Here is a 19,227-nt window from a genome sequence, read left to right as displayed (position 1 = left end):
CCGCGGGGAGGTGCCCTCGCCGGTACCGCCCCTACGCGACCGAGGCGGCGGTGAGGGCGGCCAACTCGTCGGCGGAGAGCTCGAGCGTCGCGGAGGCGAGGAGGTCGGGCAGCTGCTCGACCGTGCGGGCACTCGCAATGGGCGCGGCGACGGTCGGCTGCGAGCGGAGCCACGCGAGCGACACCGTCGCGACGGAGACGCCGTGGGCCGCGGCGACCTCGTCGAGGACGGGCAGGAGCGCGGCGTGGTCGGCGAGGTAGGCCTGAGCGCCCTCGGCGCGGACGCTGTCGACGCTCGACCCCTCGCGGTACTTGCCCGTCAGGAAGCCCTTGGCGAGCGAGAAGTACGGCAGCACCGCGAGCTGCTCGCGCTCGGCGATCGTGCGCAGCTCGCCCTCGAACTCGCGCTCGACGAGGTTGTAGTGCGGCTGGAGGGCGATCGGGCGGTGGAGCCCCTTGGCCTCGACGATCTCGAACCACTCGGCGATGCGCGCTGCGGAGTAGTTGGAGATGCCGAGGTGGCGGACCTTGCCGGCGTCGACGAGGGACGACAGTGCCGTCACCGTCTCCTCGAGCGGCACCGACTCGTCGTCGAAGTGCGCGTAGTAGAGGTCGATGTGGTCGGTGCGGAGGCGCTCGAGCGAGGCGTCGGCGGCCTTCAGGATGTTGTCGGCCGCGAGGCCCTGGAAATCGGGGTGCTGGCTGACCTTCGTCGCGATGACGAGCTCGTCGCGGTTGCCGCGCAGTTCCTGCCACTCGCCGATGAGTCGCTCGGAGTCACCGCCGGTGTTGCCGGGCACCCACGCCGAGTAGCCGTCGGCGGTGTCGATGAAGTTTCCGCCGCCCGCGACGAAGGCGTCGAGGATGTCGAACGAGGTCTGCCGATCCGCGGTCCAGCCGAACACGTTGCCGCCGAGGTTCAGCGGGAAGACGGACAGGTCGGACGTTCCGAGGGTGGTGCGGGCGTGAGTCATCTGATGGTCCTCCAGGGTTCGGTGCATCGCTGGTACTTCCCCTCACGCTAAGCCCGCGGACGGCTCGACTATTCCGTCGTGTCGCCCGATGACGAGCGGGCCACCGAGGCCGGACTGGCTCTCCACGGCCCGTCGTCGGCCGTCCTACAGTGGGCCGATGGGCTACCGCATCGACGACTCGAAGGACCGCATCGACCGGGACGCCGTGTGGGCCCTGCTCCGCGAGGTCTACTGGGCCAAGTGGCGGAGCCGAGCCGACGTCGAGACGCAGATCGACGACGCCTGGCGCGTGATCGGCGTGTACGAGGAGGAGACCGGCGCACAGGTCGGCTTCGCTCGGGCGGTGTCCGACGGACTCGGCTTCGGCTACCTCGCCGACGTCATCGTCCACGAAGCACACCGGGGCCACGGGCTCGGTAAGCGGATCGTGCAGGCCATGATCGACGACGGTCCCGGCGCGCACTTCCGGTGGACACTCTTCACGAGCGACGCGCACGGCCTCTACGAGCAGTTCGGCTTCACCGACCCCGGCCCGACGGCGCTCGTCCGTCCAGCCGCGCAGCTGCCCGTCCACCCGAGCCAGGTGCCGACCGCCTGAGATGCGGCGAATCGTCGTCCCACGGCGACTCGAACGACGAATCGACGCACCTCACCGCAGGCCTCCAGCCGCGACGGGCTAGCGTTGACGTATGTGGATCTCCGACGACGGCCGGTACAACATCGTCGACGTGCCCGCGGAAGCGTACCCGGGGCGCGCGTATCTGCTCGAACTCGTCGCCGGTCTCGAGCCCGACGAACTCCGCACGCTCGTGACCCGCATGCAGGCGTTCGACGACGCGATGATCGACCGACTCGAGGTCCTCGTCGACGACGAAGCGCCCGAGGTCGCACCGGATCCGGAGCGTGAAGCGCCGTACGTCGACGAGATGATCCCGCGACGCGTCCTCGACTCGATCGACTGGGACGCGATCCTCACGCCACCGTTCCGGATCGAGGCGATCGACGTCGCCGGTGACCGCTGGCGCATGGACGCGTGGGCATTCCTGGAGTCGATCGTCGAACCGCCCGTCACCCGACCGAGCGCGCGCAACCTCGGCTCCTCACCCATCGATCCGGCGTAGACCGGCATTCGCTGATGCTCGCCGCTGTGGAACCGTCGCGGCTACCTGTACCCCAAGCTACGCTTGGAATATCCGCGCCCACAGAGAAGGCCAAACGGGCTCCTTTCCGCACAGAATCGAAACCCTCAATGAGCAAACCGCGAGCTCTCGACATGAACGACGGTGAATACCGTTGCTGATCTACTTACTCGAGCTGTTCGAAGACGATCCTCGAATCGTTGCAAGTTCGCTCCAGAGCACGGCTACCCTCGTGGCCGCAGTCATCGGAGGCCTTGCGGCGGTGACAGCCGCTGTGCTGTCAGCAGTAAACGCGCATCGGGCTAGACTCTGGACCCAAAGAGAGCAGTGGTGGGACCGCTTCACCTGGGCCGCAGAGAAAGCGGTGAGCCCCACTGCTGGTCAGTCTGAGTTGGGGCTGTCGGTTCTCACTGAGATCATTGACGTCCCATGGGCAAAGGACGAAGATAATGAGATGGCGATTGCGGTAGCGAACGTGATCGTGTCCCGGGGCTCAACGGGCCTCGCAGGTCCGACCGAATCTGGCCGAAGTCGAAAGAAGTGGTTGGTACGATGACCGATTACAGCGAACGCTCGCAGGAACTAGCCCGGAAACTCGTCCAGAAGGCATCACGAAACCTGGCCCGTTCGGGTAAACAGGTCACTCTAAATCCATCCAGCGGGCAATACACAATTAGCAAAAAAAATCAGACTCAGACGACGCCAGTCGAGCGTCCAAAGAGTTAGTTTTACTGTCGCGGATCCATACCGCTTCTACGAACTACTGGCCGAGCATACTTGATTGAATGAGGCCATCTCGAACGCCGCGCAGCAGAACATATGGCTGCAGCAACGGATTAACAAAGCGATATCTGAACTTTCTCTGCGCGCCCTCCTTCCGCAAGACCGGACCCCGATCAGTGGAGAACGCGTTCAGGTGCATGGCGAACGATGGTATTTCCATTCGCCGACCTAGCAAGAGCGACAGTGATTCCCTGACAGAAGCCGCTGAGAAGAACCCGCGATCATCCGACTGGGCCATAGCGCACGCTAATAGCACCTGCTTATACAAGTTTTCGCGCGCGCTGTATGTTGCTCGATAATACAGAGCCGCGATACTCTCTTGCGTGCGATCGATTGCGCGCTCAATTGCGTAGTCAACAGCCGCAACCCCCACCGCGGACGAGTCAGTTCGAAAGGCGCCCAGCGCGGCCTCCTGCCCCAGGAGATGCGTATAGTGCGGGAGCCCTTGACTCACTTTGACAATCCTTCGCGATGCCGCATCAGATATCGTCATGTCTACACTCGCAAGCGCGCGAGCCAGCAAGTCCGCTAGTTCAACATCCGACATTCGCGGCATTGGGATCTGGCCGAGCGCACGTTCCACGGACGCATGTTCATCGATGAGGTCATTGACATCGTCTGCCACACCAACGATGACGACCGTGGCCGGCACAGCCTGATCACTTAGGGTCTTGATGCAGTCCGCGAAATTCAGGTGAACGTGCTCGTCTTCGAGCCGATCGAATTCATCAAAGAAGACAACAACGGGCTGATCACGCGTGAGGAGGAACAACGCGGCGCGAACCTGATCGACGCTCAGAGCCTCTGGACCACCAATAAGCTCAAGCACGGAGGTGGGGCGACTGACTGGCTCAGATCCGAAGCCGGTCGGCAGATGCATTTGCGTCAGCTGAATCTCATCGAACGCACGCACCCAAAGATCAGAAAAGGTATCACTGGTCGTGCAGTTTATTCGAACCGAAAGGGCCTCTACGCCGAGCATTGACACTGCGATATTTGCAAGGCTAGTCTTGCCAACTCCGCGCTCCCCGAACAAAACAAGGTGCTGTCCCGGTGCGTCAGCTCCATCTATAAGGGCCATCAACTGGGAGACGCGCCCCGCAAATAGATCCCTCCGACTAATGGGAGCGGTTGGTGAGAACGCTCCACGAATGAGTCTTTCGCGGTTGAATCGCTCATCTTGCTCCGTCAAACTGGCCATGGAGACATTATAGACGATCGACAGGTCAGTCGATCAGATTGAAGTCAACTCACGATTGCCCCAATGGTGCTATGCGAGCAGACTGGGGACATGAATGAGTCCAGCGCCGCAGAAGAGACCGATTCTTCACCGCTGCTCGCCGAGGGAGCCGAACTCGAGCACCTGTACACGGGCGCGATCTGGAGCGAGGGGCCCGCGTGGATCGCGGAGACCGGCCGGGTGCGCTGGAGCGACATCCCGAACGACCGCATCCTCGAGTTCGACACCGCGACCGGTGAGACGGCCGTGTTCCGCGACGGCGCCGAGTACACGAACGGCCGCACGATCGACCGCGAGGGCCGGGTCGTGCAGTGCAGTCATGGGCGCCGCGCGGTCGAGATCGAGGGGCCCGACGGTCCGATCACGCTCGTCGACCACTGGGCCGGTGGCCGCTTCAACTCCCCGAACGACGTCGTCGTGCACTCCGACGGCTCGATCTGGTTCACCGACCCGCCCTACGGCATCGACGCCAGCGGACGTGAGGGGCACCCGGGAGAGCAGGAGTACGACGGCTGCTACGTCTTCCGTTTCGAGCCGGCGACCGGCGTGGTCGAACCCGTCATCACCGCGCTCGTGCACCCGAACGGGCTCGCGTTCTCCCCCGACGAGTCGATCCTGTACGTGTCGGACACGGGTGACGGCGCACTCCGCATCGCCGCGTACGACGTCGCCGAGGACGGCGTCTCGGTCGTCTTCGGTGACACCCCGGGACGCACCTTCGCGAGCACCGCGGTACCCGCGTCCGACGGCTTCCGGATCGACGTCGACGGCAACCTGTGGTCGTCGGCGGGCGACGGCGTCGAGGTGTTCGACCCGTCCGGCGCGACCATCCTGCGCATCCCGGTCCCGGAGCGCACCGCGAACGTCTGCTTCGGCGACCCCGACGGCCGCACCCTCTACATCACGGCCAGCACGTCCCTCTACCGGATCCGAACCGCCACCCACCAAAGCCCGCGAACTGTCACTCCGACACAGTGACGGGGCGCTGGACTAGCGGTTGGTGACAGTTCGCGAGCTGGCGCGGGGGACGAGTTCGGGGGCGAAGACGATGTGGCGGGATGACGGGGGCGGGACGGGGGCACCGTCGGCGACGGCGAACTCCTGGAGGAGCAGCTCGACGGCCGCGACACCGAAACCCTCGTGCGGCGCACGCACCGAGGTGAGCGGGATGATCGACGACTCCGCGAACTCGATGTCGTCGTAGCCGACGATCGCGATGTCCTCAGGCACCCGGACCCCGTGCTCGACCACGAGCGTCTGCATGATGCCGAGCGCCAGCAGGTCGTTGACGGCGAAGACGGCGTCGGGACGGGCGTCGACCGGTCGTGCGGCGATCGCGCGTCCGAGCTCGCGCCCCTCGGCGATCGTGCGCTCCGTGCCCGCGATGACCTCGAGCGTGGCTCCCGGAACCGCTGCGACGGCCGCACTCGCACCCTCGAACCGATCGGCGACCTGGCGGATGCCGAGCGGACCACCGACGAACGCGAGCCGACGACGCCCGGTCTGCAGCAGGTGCTCCGCGGCGAGGAACCCACCACGGACGTCGTCGACCGACACCGATGGCTGGTCCGCTGACGACGCGAGCTGCCCGACGAGGACCGACGGAATGCCCCGCTGCCGAATGCTCGTCAACCGCTCCTCGACGGACTCGTGGGAGGCGACGAGCATGCCCTGTACACGGTGCGCCTCGAACATGCCGAGATAGGCGTCCTCGCGCTCACGACTCCGATTCGAGTTGGCGATGAACACCGAGAGACCGTCTTCGGCCGCGCGCTGCTCCACCCCCTCGGCGATGGTCGCGAAGAACGGGTTGCTGACGTCCGGCGCGATGTACGCGATGGTGCCACTCCGACCGAGACGGAGCTGCCAGGCCGCGTTGTTCCGCACGAACCCCAGCTGGTCGATCGCCCGCTGGATGCGTTCCTGCTTCTCCGGCGAGACGCGATCGGGGTGGTTGATGTAGTGCGACACCGTCCCCATGGAGACGTCGGCGAGCGTCGCGACCTCGCGGATTCCGACTCGTCCCATGCTCCACCCCTCCTGTCGTCCTGCGGCTCTGCGGGCGCACGCCCGCGGCCCGGCTCAGTCTAGATCGCCCGGTCCGGGTCACTCCTGATCGCGATGCGGCTCCGGCCCGAGCGGCTCGGGGATCTCCACGCCATACTCGATGAGCGCGTCGGTGACGACACGGATCGCGTTGAGGGCGCGAGGGAACCCCGCGTACTGCACGGTGTGGATGACCGTCTCGAGGATCTCCGTCGCGGTGCAGCCGACGTTGATCGCACCGCGGGTGTGGCCGCGCAGCTGTGGTTCCAGCCCACCGAGCGCGACGAGAGCCGCGAGGGTGATGAGCTCCCGCTGCGCCAGCGTGAGCCCCGGCCGGGAGTAGATGTCGCCGAAGTTGAACTCGATGCCGAAGCGCGCGAGGTCCTGCGCGAGCCCGGTCTGCATGGCGACGAGCCCCTCCGACTTGCCCTCGCCGTACACCTCGTCGAACTTCGCCTTGCCGCGCTCGAGTCTCGGCATGTCCTCTGGTCCTGTCGTCATCGTCCGCCGCCTCAGATCGAGTGTCCGCCGTCGAGCGGCAGGATGAGGCCGGTGAGGTTCACGGCGGCGGGTGAGGCGAGGAAGACGACCGTCTCCGCGAGGTGCTCCGGCTCGCCGAGCAGCCGGGTGGGGATCTGCGCGAGGAGCGCCTCGCGACGCTCCGGGGTGTCGTTGTCGCGGCCGGGGGTCGCCTGGGCTCCGGGGGCGAGCGCGTTGACGGTGACCCCCTGCTCGGCGACCTCGATCGCGAGCGCCTTCGTGAGTCCGACGACGCCGGCCTTGGCCGCGGCGTAGGCCGTCGCCCCGCGCACGAGGCGTCCACCACTGACGGCGGCGATGGACGCGATGCTGATGATGCGACCGGAGCGCTGTTCGAGCATCGAGGGCAGGACCGCGCGCGTGACGTTGAACACCGAGTTGAGGTTGCGGTCCATCTGGGTCATCCAGGTCTCGTACGTCATCTCGTGGAAGAAGCTGACCGCGCCGCCGCCCGCACCGTTCAGCAAGATGTCGACCCCGCCCCACTCGTCGACGATGCCGCCGACGGCAGCCTGGACGGCGTCGAAGTCGGTCAGGTCAGCCGTCGCCGATGCGGCCCGCGCCCCGTGCGCACGGACGAGCTCCGCCGTCTCCTCGAGCCCCGCGGCGTTGAGGTCGAGGCCGGCGACGTCGGCACCCTCCGCGGCGAGCTTCTGGGCGATCACCCGGCCGAGCGCTCCTGCTGCTCCGGTGATGACGGCTCGTTTGCCCTGCAACCTCATGTGCGGTTCCGTTCCTCGTCCGGCGGATTGAATCGCCGTGCATCGTCGTTGACTGTGGCCGTGCCGACATGATCGAGATCACGGGACGACGATCACCCATTCTCGTCGCCGTCTTGAAACGTGTCAATATGCATTCCGTCCAGCCGTCGTCGTGCTCGAAGCGCCTCGCCGAGCGGAACTGATCCGACGCTTGACATGCGACCCGAGCGCGGTTAGCCTCGGCCATTGAAACGCTTCAACTTTGCTCGCGACCTTCACCGCTCGCGTCTCAACATCACTGCCACATCTTCAAGGAGGAAATGTGTCCACAGCGCACCGGGCCCCGAAACGTCGGTCGGCCACCGCCATCGCCGCACTCGGCGTCACCGCACTCGCCCTGACCGCCTGCGCAGGGAACGGCGGCGCATCAAGCGCCACGTCGTTCGACTACCTCGCGGCCGTCGAGAACTCGATCGTCCGCGACGAACTCACCGCGCTCGGCGACGGCGCGTGCGCCGCGAACGAGAAGGCACTGCCACTCAAGGTCGAGACCCTGCCCCAGGCCGACGTGCTCCAGCGTGTCACCCTGCTCGCCAGCCAGAACGCCCTGCCCACCACCTTCACCGCCCCGACCGCACCGCTGCGGCCCGGCGGCACCCTCGGCGACGACGACACCGTCCTCGACCTCGAGGACACCCTCACCGAGCTGGGCGTCATGGACGACATCCTCCCCTCGGCCGTCGCCACCGTGAAGAACATCTACGGCGACCGCTTCGTCTCGATGCCCTACCAGTACAACGTCGAGGGCTTCTTCTACAACAAGACGATGTTCACGGACCTCGGCATCGCGGTCCCGCAGACATGGGACGAACTGCTCGACGCGGCCGACACCGTCCAGGCGTCCGGCAAGTCCGCCTTCACGGTCTCCGGCGCCCAGGGCTGGACGATCACCCGCTACATCAGCACCTACCTCTTCCGGCTGCTCGGCCCGGACGCGATGAACGACATCGCCTCGGGCGACGCCAAGCTGACCGACCCCGAGTACGTCGAGGCGATCACCGCCGTCGCGGACCTCGGCAAGTACTTCGGTGCCGGCATCACGACGATGGACATGCAGACCGCGACGAGCGAGTTCTTCACCGGCAACGCGGCCATGATGTACAACGGCACCTGGATGCTCGCCGACGTCTACAACACCGAACTCAACCAGATCGGTGAGGACGCCGTGGGCTTCATGCCGTTCCCGACCGTCGAGGGCGGCAAGGGTTCGATCGACCAGTACCCTGCCAACACCGGTGCGGCGACCTCGTTCTCCACGAAGGGCTACGACGAGGAGAAGGTCGGCGGCTGGCTGAGCTGCATCGCGGAGAACTACGGCTCCAGCGTGCTGAAGAACCAGGGCGTCATCTCCGGGTTCAAGCTCAACGAAGAGGTCACCGACGTCCCGGCGCTCACCGCCGAGGTGCAGGGCATCATGGCCGACACCGATGAGACGGTCACCTGGTTCGAGACCTTCCTCCCTGAGAAGGCCGGCGTCGACGCCCAGACCAATGCCGCCCCGCTGCTCACCGGCGGCATCTCCCCCGAGGACTTCGCGGCGCTCGTCCAGGCCGGCGTGGACGCGGGTCTCAAGAAGTAACCGGCGATCCGGTCGCCCGGCAGTCGCCCGGCGACCGGATCCGTCCGTCCGCGGACATCCACCTCTGCAGCGGGTCTCGCACCTCGCCGCCCAGCCTCACGGTCCCCCGACCGACTCAGGAGCACAGCATGAAAGACGTCCTCGGCGACAGGAAGGCCATCGCCATCCTGCTGGGCCCGGCCCTGCTCATCTTCACCCTGGTGAAGCTCGTCCCGGTGATGTGGTCGTTCGGCCTCACCTTCTTCCAGGGCGACCTGCGCGGCTTCGAGTTCGTCGGCCTCGACAACTTCGCCCAGCTGTTCGCCGACCCGACGGCACCGGAAGCGATCTTCTTCAGCATCAAGTACTCGCTCATCGCGACGGTCGCGCAGATCGCCCTCGGATACGCACTCTCCCTCTTCTACGTCTTCGTCCTCAAGAAGGCGTCGACGCTCGTCCGCACGCTCGTGTTCTTCCCGGTCGTGCTGCCGACCGTCGCCGTCGGTCTGCTGTTCAAGCGCCTGTTCGAGGTCGCGCCGCAGACCGGGCCGGTCAACGCCATCCTGAACGGCTTCGGCATCGACTCGGTGGACTGGTTCAGCTCGCCCGACAGCGCGTTCGTCGTGATCATCATCATGGACCTGTGGCGGTCGATGGGCTTCTACGCCGTCCTGCTCTACGCCGGGCTCCTCGACATCCCCGAGGAGGTGATCGAGTCGGCCCGCATCGACGGCGCCCGCGGCCTGAAGCTCGTCCGGTACATCATCGTGCCGCTGTCGCTCCCCGTCCTGCTGTCCGCCGTGATCTTCAGTTTCAACGCGACGCTCAAGGTGTTCGACTCGGTGCTCGCCTTGACGGGCGGTGGGCCCGGGACGGCGACGACCCCGCTGACGCTGTACATGTACAACACGACGTTCACGTACCAGAACTACGGCTACGGCTCGACGCTCGCGTTCGTGCTCACGATCATGTGCTTCCTCGTGACGCTCCTGATCTTCAAGACCTCCCGCAAAGACCTGACGAAGGACTGACGCCATGACGACCGCCATCACCCCGGCACCCGGCGCCACCACACCGGCCTCGAGCGGCAGCGGCGACGGATCCGGCACCGCCGTCCGCCGGCCGAAGATGCGTCGCGCTCCCCGCTCGCGCGCCTACTACCTGCGGAAACTGCCCTCGGTCGTCCTCATCGGACTCCTGCTCGTGATCGAGATCTACCCGATCGTCTGGCTGTTCCTGTCCTCGTTCAAGAACCAGCGCGAGTTCCTGCAGGAGTCCACCTTCTCCCTCCCGGAGTCGTGGAGCTTCGACAACTACGTCACGGCCTGGACGACCGGCAACATCTCGCAGAACCTGCTCAACAGCGTCATCGTGACCCTGCCGTCACTCGTCTTCATCCTCATCTTCGGGGTCGCCGCCGCCTTCGCCCTCGAGGTGATGGTGTGGAAGCGCCGCAACCTGACACTGCTGCTGTTCATCTCCGGCATCATGATCCCCGGCCAGATGATCCTCGTCCCGTTGTTCGTCGCCTACTTCAACCTCGGCCTGACGAACACCTACTGGCCGATGATCATCACCTACACGGCGCTCGGGATGCCCTTGACGGTCTTCATGATGACCGCCTACTTCCGGGCCGTGCCGCGCGAGGTGTTCGAGGCGTCGACGATCGACGGCGCCGGCATCATCCGTTCCTTCTGGTCCATCGGGCTGCCGATGGTGCGGAACGCGCTCTTCACGATCGGGCTCGTCCAGTTCCTCTCCATCTGGAACGACCTGCTCATCTCGCTGACGTTCACGACGAACGCCGACCTTCGCACCATCCAGGCCGGTCTGTTGAACTTCAGCGGGGAGTTCGGCCAGGTCGACTACGGGCCGCTGTTCGCGGGCATCTGCATCAACGTCTTCTCACTGCTCGTCGTGTTCGTGTTCCTCAACCAGCGGATCATGAAGGGGCTGGCATCCGGCGCTCTCAAGGGGTGACGCCCGAGTGCCCGACGACTGCAGGATGGACGACATGATCAACGACGACACGACCCACGCACCCTCCGCCGACCAGACGGCTCCAGCGGTGGCGACACCAGACGACCTCCGCCTGCTCGGCTTGACCGGACTCCTCGCGAGCCCGGTCACGGTCGGCACCTCCGGCCTCGGCACCCCGGCGAGCGCCGACGGCTCCCCGGCCGCAGGCTCCACGGCGTTCGCGTCGGCCGCCCTCCGCGGGCCGAACCTGCTGGTCGACACCTCGAACGCGTACTCGGACGGGCGCAGCGAGACGGCCATCGGCGACGCCATCCGGCAGGGCGGTCTGCCCGAGGGGCGCGGGGTCGTGACGAAGGCCGACCAGGATCCGTCGACGGCGGTGTTCGACCGCGACCGGGTGCTGCGGTCCTTCGAGGAGAGTCTCGAGCGGCTCGGCGTCGAGCGCATCCCGGTGTTCCACCTGCACGACCCGTACTCGGTGTCGTTCGAGGAGGCGTCGGCACCGGGCGGTGCGATCGAGGGCATGCTGGCGCTCAAGGAGCAAGGCCTGGTCGATGCGATCGGGATCGCTGCGGGTGCCATCAGCGTGATGCTGCCCTACGTTCGCACCGGCGTCTTCGACGTGCTCCTCACCCACAACCGGTTCACGCTCGTCGACCGCTCGGCGACCGGCTTGCTGGAGGAGGCGCGGTCGCGGGGGATGGGCGTCTTCAATGCGGCGCCGTTCGGGGGCGGGCTCCTCGCCGGGCGTCGTGGCCGTGACGGCAAGCCGGCCACGTACGCGTACCAGGCCGGGTCGCCCGAGCTGCTCGCCTGGGTCGACCGTGCCGACGAACTGGCCGCCCGCCACGGCATCCCGCTCGCAGCTGCCGCCCTCGCGTTCTCGACGCGATCGGAACTCGTCGACTCCACCGTCGTCGGGATGAACCGCCCGGAGCGGTTGGAACAGGTCGAGGCACTGCGCACGACCCTCATCCCCGACGACTTCTGGTCGGACCTCGACGCCCTCGGCACGCCGCCGAGCACCATCACCGACTGAGCTCCTGTCCACAATTCAGGAGAACCCCGGCGAGTCGTCCTCCGCGAGCGGCGGGTCGGGTACGACACACCGCGGGGCTCCTGAATTGCGAACAGGACGATCGACCCACCAATCACGATGAAGGTTGCACGACGATGAACGACTCAGCAGGGCTCGCAGCGTCGTGGGTCGAAGACCCGATCCCGGGGACCGGGCGGCGGCGACCCCGGGCCGACGAACTGAGCGACGCGCGTCGGCTGTCCCTCAACGGCGACTGGGCGTTCACGCTCTCGCCCACGGCCGACGGGACGGGCGACACCTTCGGCGATCCGTCGCTCGACGACTCCTCCTGGGACCGCATCCGGGTGCCTGCCCACTGGGTCCTCGAGGGCCACGGGCAGCCGCTGTACACGAACACCGCGTTCCCGATCCCGATCGACCCGCCTCGCGTGCCCGAGGAGAACCCGACGGGCGACTACCGCCGTACCTTCACCCTGCCGGAGGACTGGCGACGCTCTGACACGGTGCTGCGCTTCCAGGGTGTCGACTCCTGCGGGACCGTGTGGCTGAACGGCGTGCTCCTCGGCCACAGCAAGGGCAGCCGGCTCCCGGTGGAGTACGACGTCGGGGAGCACCTCGTCTCCGGTGAGAACGTCCTCGCCGTGCGGGTGCACCGGTGGTCGAGCGGCACCTACCTCGAGGACCAGGACATGTGGTGGTTGCCGGGGATCTTCCGCGACGTCGACCTCCTGGAACGCCCGGCCGGCGCGATCGACGACGTCCAGGTCCGCGTGAGCTACGACCACCGCGACGGCATCGGGGTCCTGCGTGTCGACACCGACGTCCCCGGCCTCGTCGACGTCCCCGAGCTCGGCATCCGCGACCTCCCCACCGGCACCGCGACCGCTCTGCCGGTCGAGCCCTGGAGCGCCGAGGTACCGCGCCTCTACACCGCGCACCTCAGGCCGCGGCCGACCGACGAGACGCCGGTGGCCGGCGAGACCGTCGAGCTGCGCATCGGGTTCCGCACCGTCTCCATCGAGGACGGCCGCTTCCTCGTGAACGGCGTCCCGGTGCTGTTCCGCGGGGTCAACCGGCACGAGCACGACCAGGACCGCGGCCGTTCACTCGACACGGAGACCATGCGGCAGGACATCCTGCTCATGAAGCAGCACAACCTCAACGCTGTGCGCACGAGCCACTACCCGCCCCACCCGGACTTCCTCCGCCTCTGCGACGAGCTGGGGCTGTGGGTGGTCGAGGAGTGCGACCTCGAGACCCACGGCTTCATCTATACCGACTGGGCCGGCAATCCGCCGACGGAGCCGGTCTGGCGCGACGCCATGCTCGACCGTGTCCAGCGGATGGTCGAGCGCGACAAGAACCACCCGTCGATCGTCGTGTGGTCGATGGCGAACGAGAGCTGGGTCGGCGAGAACTTCGACGTGCTGGAGCAGTGGATCCGCGAGCGCGACCCGTCCCGGCCGATCATGTACGAGCGCGATCCGTCGTATCGGAACTCGGACTTCTCCAGCCTCATGTACCCCGACCAGGAGCTTCTCGAGGCCATCGGCCGTCGCGAGGAACCGACCCCCGCGGGCGTCGTGGCGGGGTCGCCGGACGACGTGCGTCGGCGGAGGCTCCCGTTCCTGCTCTGCGAGTACGCGCACGCGATGGGCAACGGACCGGGGTCGCTCGTCGACTACCAGCGGATCCTCGAGTCCTCCGACCGGTTCTGCGGCGGCTTCGTCTGGGAGTGGATCGACCACGGCTTCCGCAGCACCGACGCCGCCGGGAACGCGTTCGTCATGCACGGCGGCGATGTCGCCTTCAGACCGAACGGCGGACGCTACTGCCTCGACGGACTCGTCTTCGCCGACCGCACGCCCTCCCCCGGCCTCGCCGAGCTGCACGCCGCGATCAGTCCGGTCGAGCTCCTGGCGGACGCCACCACCGGCACGCTGACGGTCAGGAACAAACACGACATGCGGTCACTCGATCACCTGGCGCTCCGGTGGCAGCTGGAGGACGACGGCCTCGTCGTCGCGTCGGGTGCGTTGACGACACCGTCCGTCGATCCCCGGAGCGCGGCGACCGTCGACCTGCCGGCGGAGGCGACCGTGCCGACCGCCGGTGTCGATCCGGTCTCCGGCGCACCCGTCGAGCGTTGGCTCACCGTGCGGGCCGTCCTCGCCGCGGACGAGCCCTGGGCGCCCGCGGGACACGAGGTCGCGTTCGGGCAGGCGCGGATCGCCGCCGACCGACCGGCGGATCCGACCGGCGTCACCGCTCCCGTGCCGGCCGCGGCGCGCAGACCCCTCGCTCACGCCAACCGCACGCCGGGCCACCGCATCACCCTCGGCGCAGGCTCCTTCGACGCCCGCACCGGCCGACTCCGCGCGCTCGGCGACCTGGAGTTCGACGGCCCCGTCCTCGACATCATGCGCGCACCCACCGAGAACGACCGGGGCCAGGGGCCGCGGAACACGGCCGCAGCCAGTTGGAAGCTCACGGGACTCGACCGCTTCCTCCACCGGACCGACGCCGTCGAGCGGATCGACGACGGGCAGGGCGGCGGCCTGCGGGTCTCCGGCCGCAGCGCCCCGGCCGCGCACGGGCTCGGCCTGCGCTGGACGTTCGACTGGACCGACGTGGGCGGCGCCCTGGACCTGTCGGTCACCGTCGTCCCCGAGGGGATCTGGGAGCACACCCCCATCGGCGATCACGTGCTGACGTTGCCGCGCCTGGGCCTCCGACTCGGACTACCGGGCAGCTACACGGATGCGACGTGGTTCGGTCGCGGCCCCGGCGAGTCGTACGTCGACAGCCTCGCCGCGGCGCGCGTCGGTCGCTTCACGAGCAGTGTCGACGGGCTCCAGACCGACTACCCGGTGCCCGAGGAGAACGGCAACCACGTCGGGACGCGGTGGGTGGAACTCACCGGCGACGGTCTGCCGACCCTGCGAGCCGAGCAGCTGCAGGACACCGGCTTCGACTTCACCGCCCGACGATGGACGAGCGAAGCGCTCGAGGAGGCCCGCCACCCGCAGGACCTCCGAGACTCCGGCCGCGTGTGGCTCAACCTCGACCACGCCCAGCAGGGCATCGGCAGCTCGTCGTGCGGGCCGGCCCTGCCCGAGCGCTACCGCGTGCCGGTGGCGGAGACGACCTTCGGTGTGCGGCTACGGACGCTCACGCCCGACCCTGCAGGATGAGGTTCCAGTACACCCAGGGCAGGACGTAGCGGTCGGCGAAGAACGTGAACCGACGCTCCTTCGCGAGGCCGTTCCAGAACGGGATCGAGGGCTTCGGGCGGTAGCGGTCGTCGAACTCGGCGAACACCACCGTCCCGCGGGAGACCGTGAACGGGCACACCGAGTAGCCGTTGTAGACCGTGCTCGGCTCCTGTCCGGACCGCACGGCGACGAGGTTCTTCGCGAGGGTCTTCGTCTGTTGCCGGAGGGCACCGCCGGACTTCGAACTCATCACCGCGGCGGCGTCTCCGAGCGCCCAGACGTCGGGGAACCGCGGATGCCGCAGGGTCAACGAGTCGACCTCGACGAACCCACCCGGGTTGCCGGGGTCGGCGAGCGCCGTGGCCGCGAGCCAGTCGGGTGCGGACTGCGGCGGCACGGCGTGGAGGACGTCGTAGTTGATGTCCTCCCGGAGTCCGCCCGTCACGCCGTCCTGCCCGCGATCCGGGCCGTCCTGCGGGTCGGTCTGCGCGATGGTCACCACGCTCCGCTCCGGATCCACCGCGACGAGCTCGCGCGAGAACCGCACCTCGATGCCGTACTCGGCGACCTTGCGGTCGAGTTCGGCGTCGATCATCGGCATGCCGAACATCGTGGGTGTGGGCACGACGAGCACCACACGGATGTCGTCGAGGACGCCCGTCTGCCGCCAGTAGTCGCACGCGAGGTACATCGGCTTCTGGGCGGCACCCGAGCAGCTCGCGGGGCCGGCGGGCTGCGTGAACACGACGGTGCCGGAGCGGACCGACCGGAGCACCCGCGAGGCCTTCTGCGCGTACTCGAAGGTGTAGTTGGAGATCCCCACCGGCGACGCCATCGCCTCCGTCAGACCGGGCACGGCGTCCCAGTCCTGCTGGATGCCCGGAGCGACGATGAGCTGGTCGTACTCGACGGCGGTGCCGGATTCCAGCGTCACCGTCTTCGCGACCGGGTCGATGGACCGCACCCGGTCCTGGATCCAGGTCACGCCCTTCGGTGTCACCGCTCGCTGTGGCCTCGTGGCGACCGACGCGGACGCGGTCCCGCCGGCGACGTGCGAGAACATCGGCTGGTACCGGTGGTGCTCCCGCGGTTCGATGACCGCGACGTCATCGACGCCGTATCGCCGGAGCCTCCCCGCGACGGAGAGACCGGCGTTGCCGCCACCGATGACGACCACCTCGTGATGGAGCTGTGCCGTCCTGGGATCGGTCACGGTGGCGGCGGCGCTCAGGATCCGGACTGACCGCGACCGGTGGCGTTCTGCAGCCGGTCGATGTGCTCGGAGGCCTGCGCCTTCGTCAGGTCGGCGGGGAGCTCCTCGCCGGCCTCGCGCGCCAGGGTGTCGAGGTAGCTGCGCTGCGGGCCGGTCATCGGCTCGTCGCCGGTGACCCAGTCCTCGGGGTCCTTGCTCGCGCTCGTCGAGCTGTCGTCGCCCCGGGCTCCGAGGGTCTCCTCGGTGGCGCCGATCGTCTCGGGTGCACCGGAGGTCGTGGCGTCAGGGGTCGTTGCATCGGTCTGTTCTGCGTCAGTCATGCGGCAACGGTACGTCGAGTGGGCGATCGGGCAGGAGGGGTTGCGCGGCCCGCGCGATCGGTGTCGGAATAGCGACGGACGACCCCCGGTTGACCCAGTCGACCGCGTGCGGCCGCACCGTCCACGAAGGAGAGCCATGTCCGACACCGCTTCCGGAACCGACCGATCCGCCGACGAGCCGACTCCGTCGCAGGGCATCACCATCGGTATCCTCGGCGCCGGCAAGGTCGGCACGGTCCTGGCACGACTCGCGGTCGCCGCCGGATACCGGGTGCTCATCAGCGGTTCGCGCGACGCCGCCCGGATCGCCCTGACGATCGACGTCCTCGCGCCGGGTGCCGTCGCCACGACCGCCGCCGAGGCAGCGGCCCAGGCCGACCTCGTCATCCTCGCGCTGCCCCTCGGCAAGCACCGGTCGGTGCCCGTCGACGAGCTGCGCGGCAAGCTCGTCATCGACGCCATGAACTACTGGTGGGAGGTCGACGGACATCGCGACGACCTCAGCGCGCCGGAGACCTCGACGAGCGAGCTGGTCGCCGCCTTCCTGCCGGAGTCACGGGTCGTGAAGGCGTTCAACCACATGGGGTACCACGACCTCGACGGGGAGCCGCGTCCGGCCGGCACGCCGGGCCGCAAGGGCATCGCGATCGCCGGCGACGCCCCCGCGGACCGGGCAGCCGTCTCGGCCGTGGTGGACGCGCTCGGGTTCGACCCCGTCGAGATCGGGCCGCTGCGCGCGGGCGTCGTCCTCGAACCCGGACACGAGCTCTTCGGGGCGAACATCGGCGCCGACGAGATCCGCGAGGTCGCCGAGGTGCGGGCGTTGGCCGAAGCCGAGGCGGGCGTCCGCTAGCCGACCTGGCGGGTTTCAGCGTCAGATCGGTCTCGACCGTTCGGACGCGGGGTGAGCGCCGCTGAGCGGATCACCTCCGCGAGCTCGCCGGCACGGCTCCACATCGGCCAGTGACCTGTCGGGAGGTCGACGACCTCGACGGTCTCGAGCCCCGCGACCTCGGCGAACATGGGGTGTCCGCCTCTGGCCAGGTCCAGCACCTGCGCGCTCGGGATCGAGCAGCACACCAGGGTGGTCGGGACGGCGGCGCGGGCGTCGTTGGTCAGCTCGACAGCCTGTCGGAGGACGGGCCCCGGCTCAGCGACTGCCCGCACTCGGAACCGGTCGAGGACCTCGGCGCTCAAGCCGTCGAGGCTCGCCTGCTGCGCGAGGACGTCGAACGCCGGGAGCGGAAGCTCGTCCACGTCGGCCGGGAGGTCCGGCGCGAAGACCGTTCCGGACGCCAGCGGCCCGGAGTCCACCCAGACCACCCGGCGGACGAGCTCCGGATGCCGGTCGAGGAGCAGGCTGACGGGAGCGTTGGCGCCGCTGTGCGCGACGATGACGGCTGGGTGGTCCGCTGAGACGTCCCGACGGGCGAGGACCTCCGTGATCGAGGCGACTTGGTCGTCGAGGGTCCTGCTGGACCGGTCGGGATCGGCTTCGTCGAGGCCGGGCAGGGTGATCGCGACGGTGCGCGAACGGTCGGTGTCGAGATGCCCGAGGACGTCGTCCCAGGCCCAGGCGCCCAGCCAGTGGCCGGCGATGAGGATGATGGTCGGGGTGTCGTTCCGTGTGTTCATGACTCCAGCCTGAAGCGCGCTCCAGGCAGGTGTGTGTCACTATTTCTGTCATGAATCTCGAACTCGTGAGCCGATGAAGCGGGCGGAGCGACTCCACGCCCTGTCCGAGGCACTGCGTCGGGGTGGATCGCGAGGAACCTCCGCCGAGCGGTTGGCGAGGGACTTCGGCGTCTCGGTGCGGACGGTCAAGCGGGACCTGCAGGCGCTCGAGCGCAGCGGCGCGCCCATCTGGTCACGCCCCGGACCAGGTGGCGGATACGGCTTGGCCGTCGGGGCGACACTGCCCCCGGTCAGCCTGTCCCCGGTGCAAGCGGTGGCGCTCATGTCGGCGGTGTCCGCGGCACCCGACGCCCCGTATGCGGACCTGGCGGCCGCCGGAGTGCAGAAGATCCTGGACGTCCTCGACCCCAGGACCCGGGCACGAGCCGACGCGCTGGCCGGTCGGATCTGGGTCGATGCGCCCCCGACCGCTTCGCGCGTCGTCCGATCTGCGCTCGAAGCGGCGATGGCCGAGCAACGGGTCGTCCGCATCCGGTACACCTCGCGGGCCGGGAGCACGACCACGCGCGACGTCGAGCCCGTGCTGTTCGCCTCGACGAACAGTCAGTGGTACCTCGTCGGATGGTGCCGGATGCGCGACGCCATGCGGTGGTTCACCGTGGCGCGCATCGAGCGAGCCAGCGTGATGTCGGCGGGCTGCAGCGGCCACACGGTGGAGGAGGTCGGCGAGCCTCCCGCGAACGCGGCCCCGGTCCACGGTCGGAGGGAGGATCGCTGAGGCGGCC

The 19,227-nt window shown here is 68.1% G+C and carries 18 protein-coding genes; 10 read left to right on the top strand and 8 right to left on the bottom strand.

What is annotated here, in order from left to right; translation table 11 throughout:
• Positions 1 to 31: 31 nt before the first annotated feature.
• Entirely contained in the window at positions 32 to 973 is a 942-nt protein-coding gene (locus tag ITJ62_RS13120; RefSeq protein ID WP_086475354.1) for an aldo/keto reductase, read from the bottom strand.
• 157 nt (positions 974 to 1,130) lie between these two features.
• On the opposite strand from ITJ62_RS13120, the gene ITJ62_RS13115 reads away from it, so the two are divergent.
• Both ITJ62_RS13115 and ITJ62_RS13110 read left to right on the top strand, forming a co-directional pair.
• Positions 1,131 to 1,571: a GNAT family N-acetyltransferase gene (locus tag ITJ62_RS13115; protein WP_194602892.1), complete on the top strand. Its 441-nt coding sequence runs from the start codon at positions 1,131 to 1,133 to the stop codon at positions 1,569 to 1,571.
• A gap of 91 nt (positions 1,572 to 1,662) precedes the next feature.
• Complete coding sequence (locus tag ITJ62_RS13110) at positions 1,663 to 2,094, top strand: hypothetical protein (RefSeq protein WP_194602889.1); 432 nt, start codon at positions 1,663 to 1,665, stop codon at positions 2,092 to 2,094.
• Positions 2,095 to 2,872: 778 nt separating this feature from the next.
• On the opposite strand, the gene ITJ62_RS13105 is transcribed toward ITJ62_RS13110, so the two are convergent.
• On the bottom strand, positions 2,873 to 4,096 hold the full coding sequence (locus tag ITJ62_RS13105; protein WP_194602886.1) for an ATP-binding protein: 1,224 nt from the start codon (positions 4,094 to 4,096) through the stop codon (positions 2,873 to 2,875).
• 90 nt (positions 4,097 to 4,186) lie between these two features.
• On the opposite strand from ITJ62_RS13105, the gene ITJ62_RS13100 reads away from it, so the two are divergent.
• Positions 4,187 to 5,113, top strand: a complete 927-nt coding sequence (locus ITJ62_RS13100; protein ID WP_194602883.1) for an SMP-30/gluconolactonase/LRE family protein — start codon at positions 4,187 to 4,189, stop codon at positions 5,111 to 5,113.
• Between the two features lie 12 nt (positions 5,114 to 5,125).
• Here ITJ62_RS13100 and ITJ62_RS13095 read toward each other — a convergent pair whose 3' ends face one another.
• The 3 genes from ITJ62_RS13095 to ITJ62_RS13085 form a co-directional block, all read right to left on the bottom strand.
• On the bottom strand, positions 5,126 to 6,163 hold the full coding sequence (locus tag ITJ62_RS13095) for a LacI family DNA-binding transcriptional regulator (protein ID WP_194602881.1): 1,038 nt from the start codon (positions 6,161 to 6,163) through the stop codon (positions 5,126 to 5,128).
• A 78-nt stretch (positions 6,164 to 6,241) separates the two neighbouring features.
• On the bottom strand, positions 6,242 to 6,682 hold the full coding sequence (locus ITJ62_RS13090) for a carboxymuconolactone decarboxylase family protein (protein ID WP_228498481.1): 441 nt from the start codon (positions 6,680 to 6,682) through the stop codon (positions 6,242 to 6,244).
• An 11-nt stretch (positions 6,683 to 6,693) separates the two neighbouring features.
• Complete coding sequence (locus ITJ62_RS13085; protein WP_194602878.1) at positions 6,694 to 7,443, bottom strand: SDR family NAD(P)-dependent oxidoreductase; 750 nt, start codon at positions 7,441 to 7,443, stop codon at positions 6,694 to 6,696.
• Positions 7,444 to 7,744: 301 nt separating this feature from the next.
• Between ITJ62_RS13085 and ITJ62_RS13080 the strand changes: the two genes are divergently transcribed.
• From ITJ62_RS13080 to ITJ62_RS13060, 5 genes are all read left to right on the top strand, one after another.
• The gene (locus tag ITJ62_RS13080) at positions 7,745 to 9,061 is read left to right on the top strand and encodes an ABC transporter substrate-binding protein (protein WP_079003547.1); all 1,317 of its coding nucleotides are present in this window, start codon (positions 7,745 to 7,747) and stop codon (positions 9,059 to 9,061) included.
• Between the two features lie 128 nt (positions 9,062 to 9,189).
• Positions 9,190 to 10,071, top strand: a complete 882-nt coding sequence (locus tag ITJ62_RS13075) for a carbohydrate ABC transporter permease (protein ID WP_064295739.1) — start codon at positions 9,190 to 9,192, stop codon at positions 10,069 to 10,071.
• A gap of 4 nt (positions 10,072 to 10,075) precedes the next feature.
• Entirely contained in the window at positions 10,076 to 11,020 is a 945-nt protein-coding gene (locus tag ITJ62_RS13070; RefSeq protein ID WP_228498477.1) for a carbohydrate ABC transporter permease, read from the top strand.
• A gap of 34 nt (positions 11,021 to 11,054) precedes the next feature.
• Positions 11,055 to 12,059, top strand: coding sequence for an aldo/keto reductase (locus tag ITJ62_RS13065; RefSeq protein WP_194602876.1), 1,005 nt, complete (start codon positions 11,055 to 11,057; stop codon positions 12,057 to 12,059).
• Positions 12,060 to 12,193: 134 nt separating this feature from the next.
• Positions 12,194 to 15,253 carry a glycoside hydrolase family 2 TIM barrel-domain containing protein gene (locus tag ITJ62_RS13060; protein WP_194602873.1) on the top strand — a complete coding sequence of 1,020 codons (3,060 nt, stop codon included), beginning with the start codon at positions 12,194 to 12,196 and terminating at the stop codon, positions 15,251 to 15,253.
• On the opposite strand, the gene ITJ62_RS13055 is transcribed toward ITJ62_RS13060, so the two are convergent.
• The gene (locus tag ITJ62_RS13055) at positions 15,231 to 16,487 is read right to left on the bottom strand and encodes an FAD-dependent oxidoreductase (RefSeq protein WP_194602870.1); all 1,257 of its coding nucleotides are present in this window, start codon (positions 16,485 to 16,487) and stop codon (positions 15,231 to 15,233) included. The two genes, ITJ62_RS13060 and ITJ62_RS13055, sit on opposite strands and share 23 nt — an antisense overlap.
• Positions 16,488 to 16,501: 14 nt before the next feature.
• Positions 16,502 to 16,807 (bottom strand): DUF3072 domain-containing protein, encoded by a 306-nt coding sequence (locus tag ITJ62_RS13050; protein ID WP_079706423.1) that lies wholly within the window; start codon positions 16,805 to 16,807, stop codon positions 16,502 to 16,504.
• Between the two features lie 136 nt (positions 16,808 to 16,943).
• Between ITJ62_RS13050 and ITJ62_RS13045 the strand changes: the two genes are divergently transcribed.
• Positions 16,944 to 17,660 carry an NADPH-dependent F420 reductase gene (locus tag ITJ62_RS13045; protein ID WP_194602867.1) on the top strand — a complete coding sequence of 239 codons (717 nt, stop codon included), beginning with the start codon at positions 16,944 to 16,946 and terminating at the stop codon, positions 17,658 to 17,660.
• Here ITJ62_RS13045 and ITJ62_RS13040 read toward each other — a convergent pair.
• The gene (locus ITJ62_RS13040) at positions 17,657 to 18,442 is read right to left on the bottom strand and encodes an alpha/beta fold hydrolase (RefSeq protein ID WP_194602864.1); all 786 of its coding nucleotides are present in this window, start codon (positions 18,440 to 18,442) and stop codon (positions 17,657 to 17,659) included. The genes ITJ62_RS13045 and ITJ62_RS13040 overlap by 4 nt on opposite strands.
• Before the next feature lie 73 nt (positions 18,443 to 18,515).
• Here ITJ62_RS13040 and ITJ62_RS13035 point away from each other — a divergent pair, with 73 nt between their 5' ends.
• Complete coding sequence (locus tag ITJ62_RS13035; RefSeq protein ID WP_194602861.1) at positions 18,516 to 19,220, top strand: YafY family protein; 705 nt, start codon at positions 18,516 to 18,518, stop codon at positions 19,218 to 19,220.
• Positions 19,221 to 19,227 lie beyond the last annotated feature (7 nt).

The sequence above is a fragment of the Plantibacter sp. VKM Ac-2876 genome, assembly GCF_015350715.1.
In the GTDB taxonomy this organism is placed as follows: domain Bacteria; phylum Actinomycetota; class Actinomycetes; order Actinomycetales; family Microbacteriaceae; genus Plantibacter; species Plantibacter auratus.
The sequence above is the reverse complement of the archived record's forward strand: the minus strand, read 5'-3'. Positions and strand labels throughout refer to the sequence as shown.

Excerpts from the sequence above, each read along its gene's own strand:
- ITJ62_RS13120 (WP_086475354.1), bottom strand. The coding sequence starts at position 973 with ATGACTCACGCCCGCACCACCCTCGGAACGTCCGACCTGTCCGTCTTC.
- ITJ62_RS13115 (WP_194602892.1), top strand. The coding sequence starts at position 1,131 with ATGGGCTACCGCATCGACGACTCGAAGGACCGCATCGACCGGGACGCC.
- ITJ62_RS13110 (WP_194602889.1), top strand. The coding sequence starts at position 1,663 with ATGTGGATCTCCGACGACGGCCGGTACAACATCGTCGACGTGCCCGCG.
- ITJ62_RS13105 (WP_194602886.1), bottom strand. The coding sequence starts at position 4,096 with ATGGCCAGTTTGACGGAGCAAGATGAGCGATTCAACCGCGAAAGACTC.
- ITJ62_RS13100 (WP_194602883.1), top strand. The coding sequence starts at position 4,187 with ATGAATGAGTCCAGCGCCGCAGAAGAGACCGATTCTTCACCGCTGCTC.
- ITJ62_RS13095 (WP_194602881.1), bottom strand. The coding sequence starts at position 6,163 with ATGGGACGAGTCGGAATCCGCGAGGTCGCGACGCTCGCCGACGTCTCC.
- ITJ62_RS13090 (WP_228498481.1), bottom strand. The coding sequence starts at position 6,682 with ATGACGACAGGACCAGAGGACATGCCGAGACTCGAGCGCGGCAAGGCG.
- ITJ62_RS13085 (WP_194602878.1), bottom strand. The coding sequence starts at position 7,443 with ATGAGGTTGCAGGGCAAACGAGCCGTCATCACCGGAGCAGCAGGAGCG.
- ITJ62_RS13075 (WP_064295739.1), top strand. The coding sequence starts at position 9,190 with ATGAAAGACGTCCTCGGCGACAGGAAGGCCATCGCCATCCTGCTGGGC.
- ITJ62_RS13070 (WP_228498477.1), top strand. The coding sequence starts at position 10,076 with ATGACGACCGCCATCACCCCGGCACCCGGCGCCACCACACCGGCCTCG.
- ITJ62_RS13065 (WP_194602876.1), top strand. The coding sequence starts at position 11,055 with ATGATCAACGACGACACGACCCACGCACCCTCCGCCGACCAGACGGCT.
- ITJ62_RS13060 (WP_194602873.1), top strand. The coding sequence starts at position 12,194 with ATGAACGACTCAGCAGGGCTCGCAGCGTCGTGGGTCGAAGACCCGATC.
- ITJ62_RS13050 (WP_079706423.1), bottom strand. The coding sequence starts at position 16,807 with ATGACTGACGCAGAACAGACCGATGCAACGACCCCTGACGCCACGACC.
- ITJ62_RS13045 (WP_194602867.1), top strand. The coding sequence starts at position 16,944 with ATGTCCGACACCGCTTCCGGAACCGACCGATCCGCCGACGAGCCGACT.
- ITJ62_RS13040 (WP_194602864.1), bottom strand. The coding sequence starts at position 18,442 with ATGAACACACGGAACGACACCCCGACCATCATCCTCATCGCCGGCCAC.
- ITJ62_RS13035 (WP_194602861.1), top strand. The coding sequence starts at position 18,516 with ATGAAGCGGGCGGAGCGACTCCACGCCCTGTCCGAGGCACTGCGTCGG.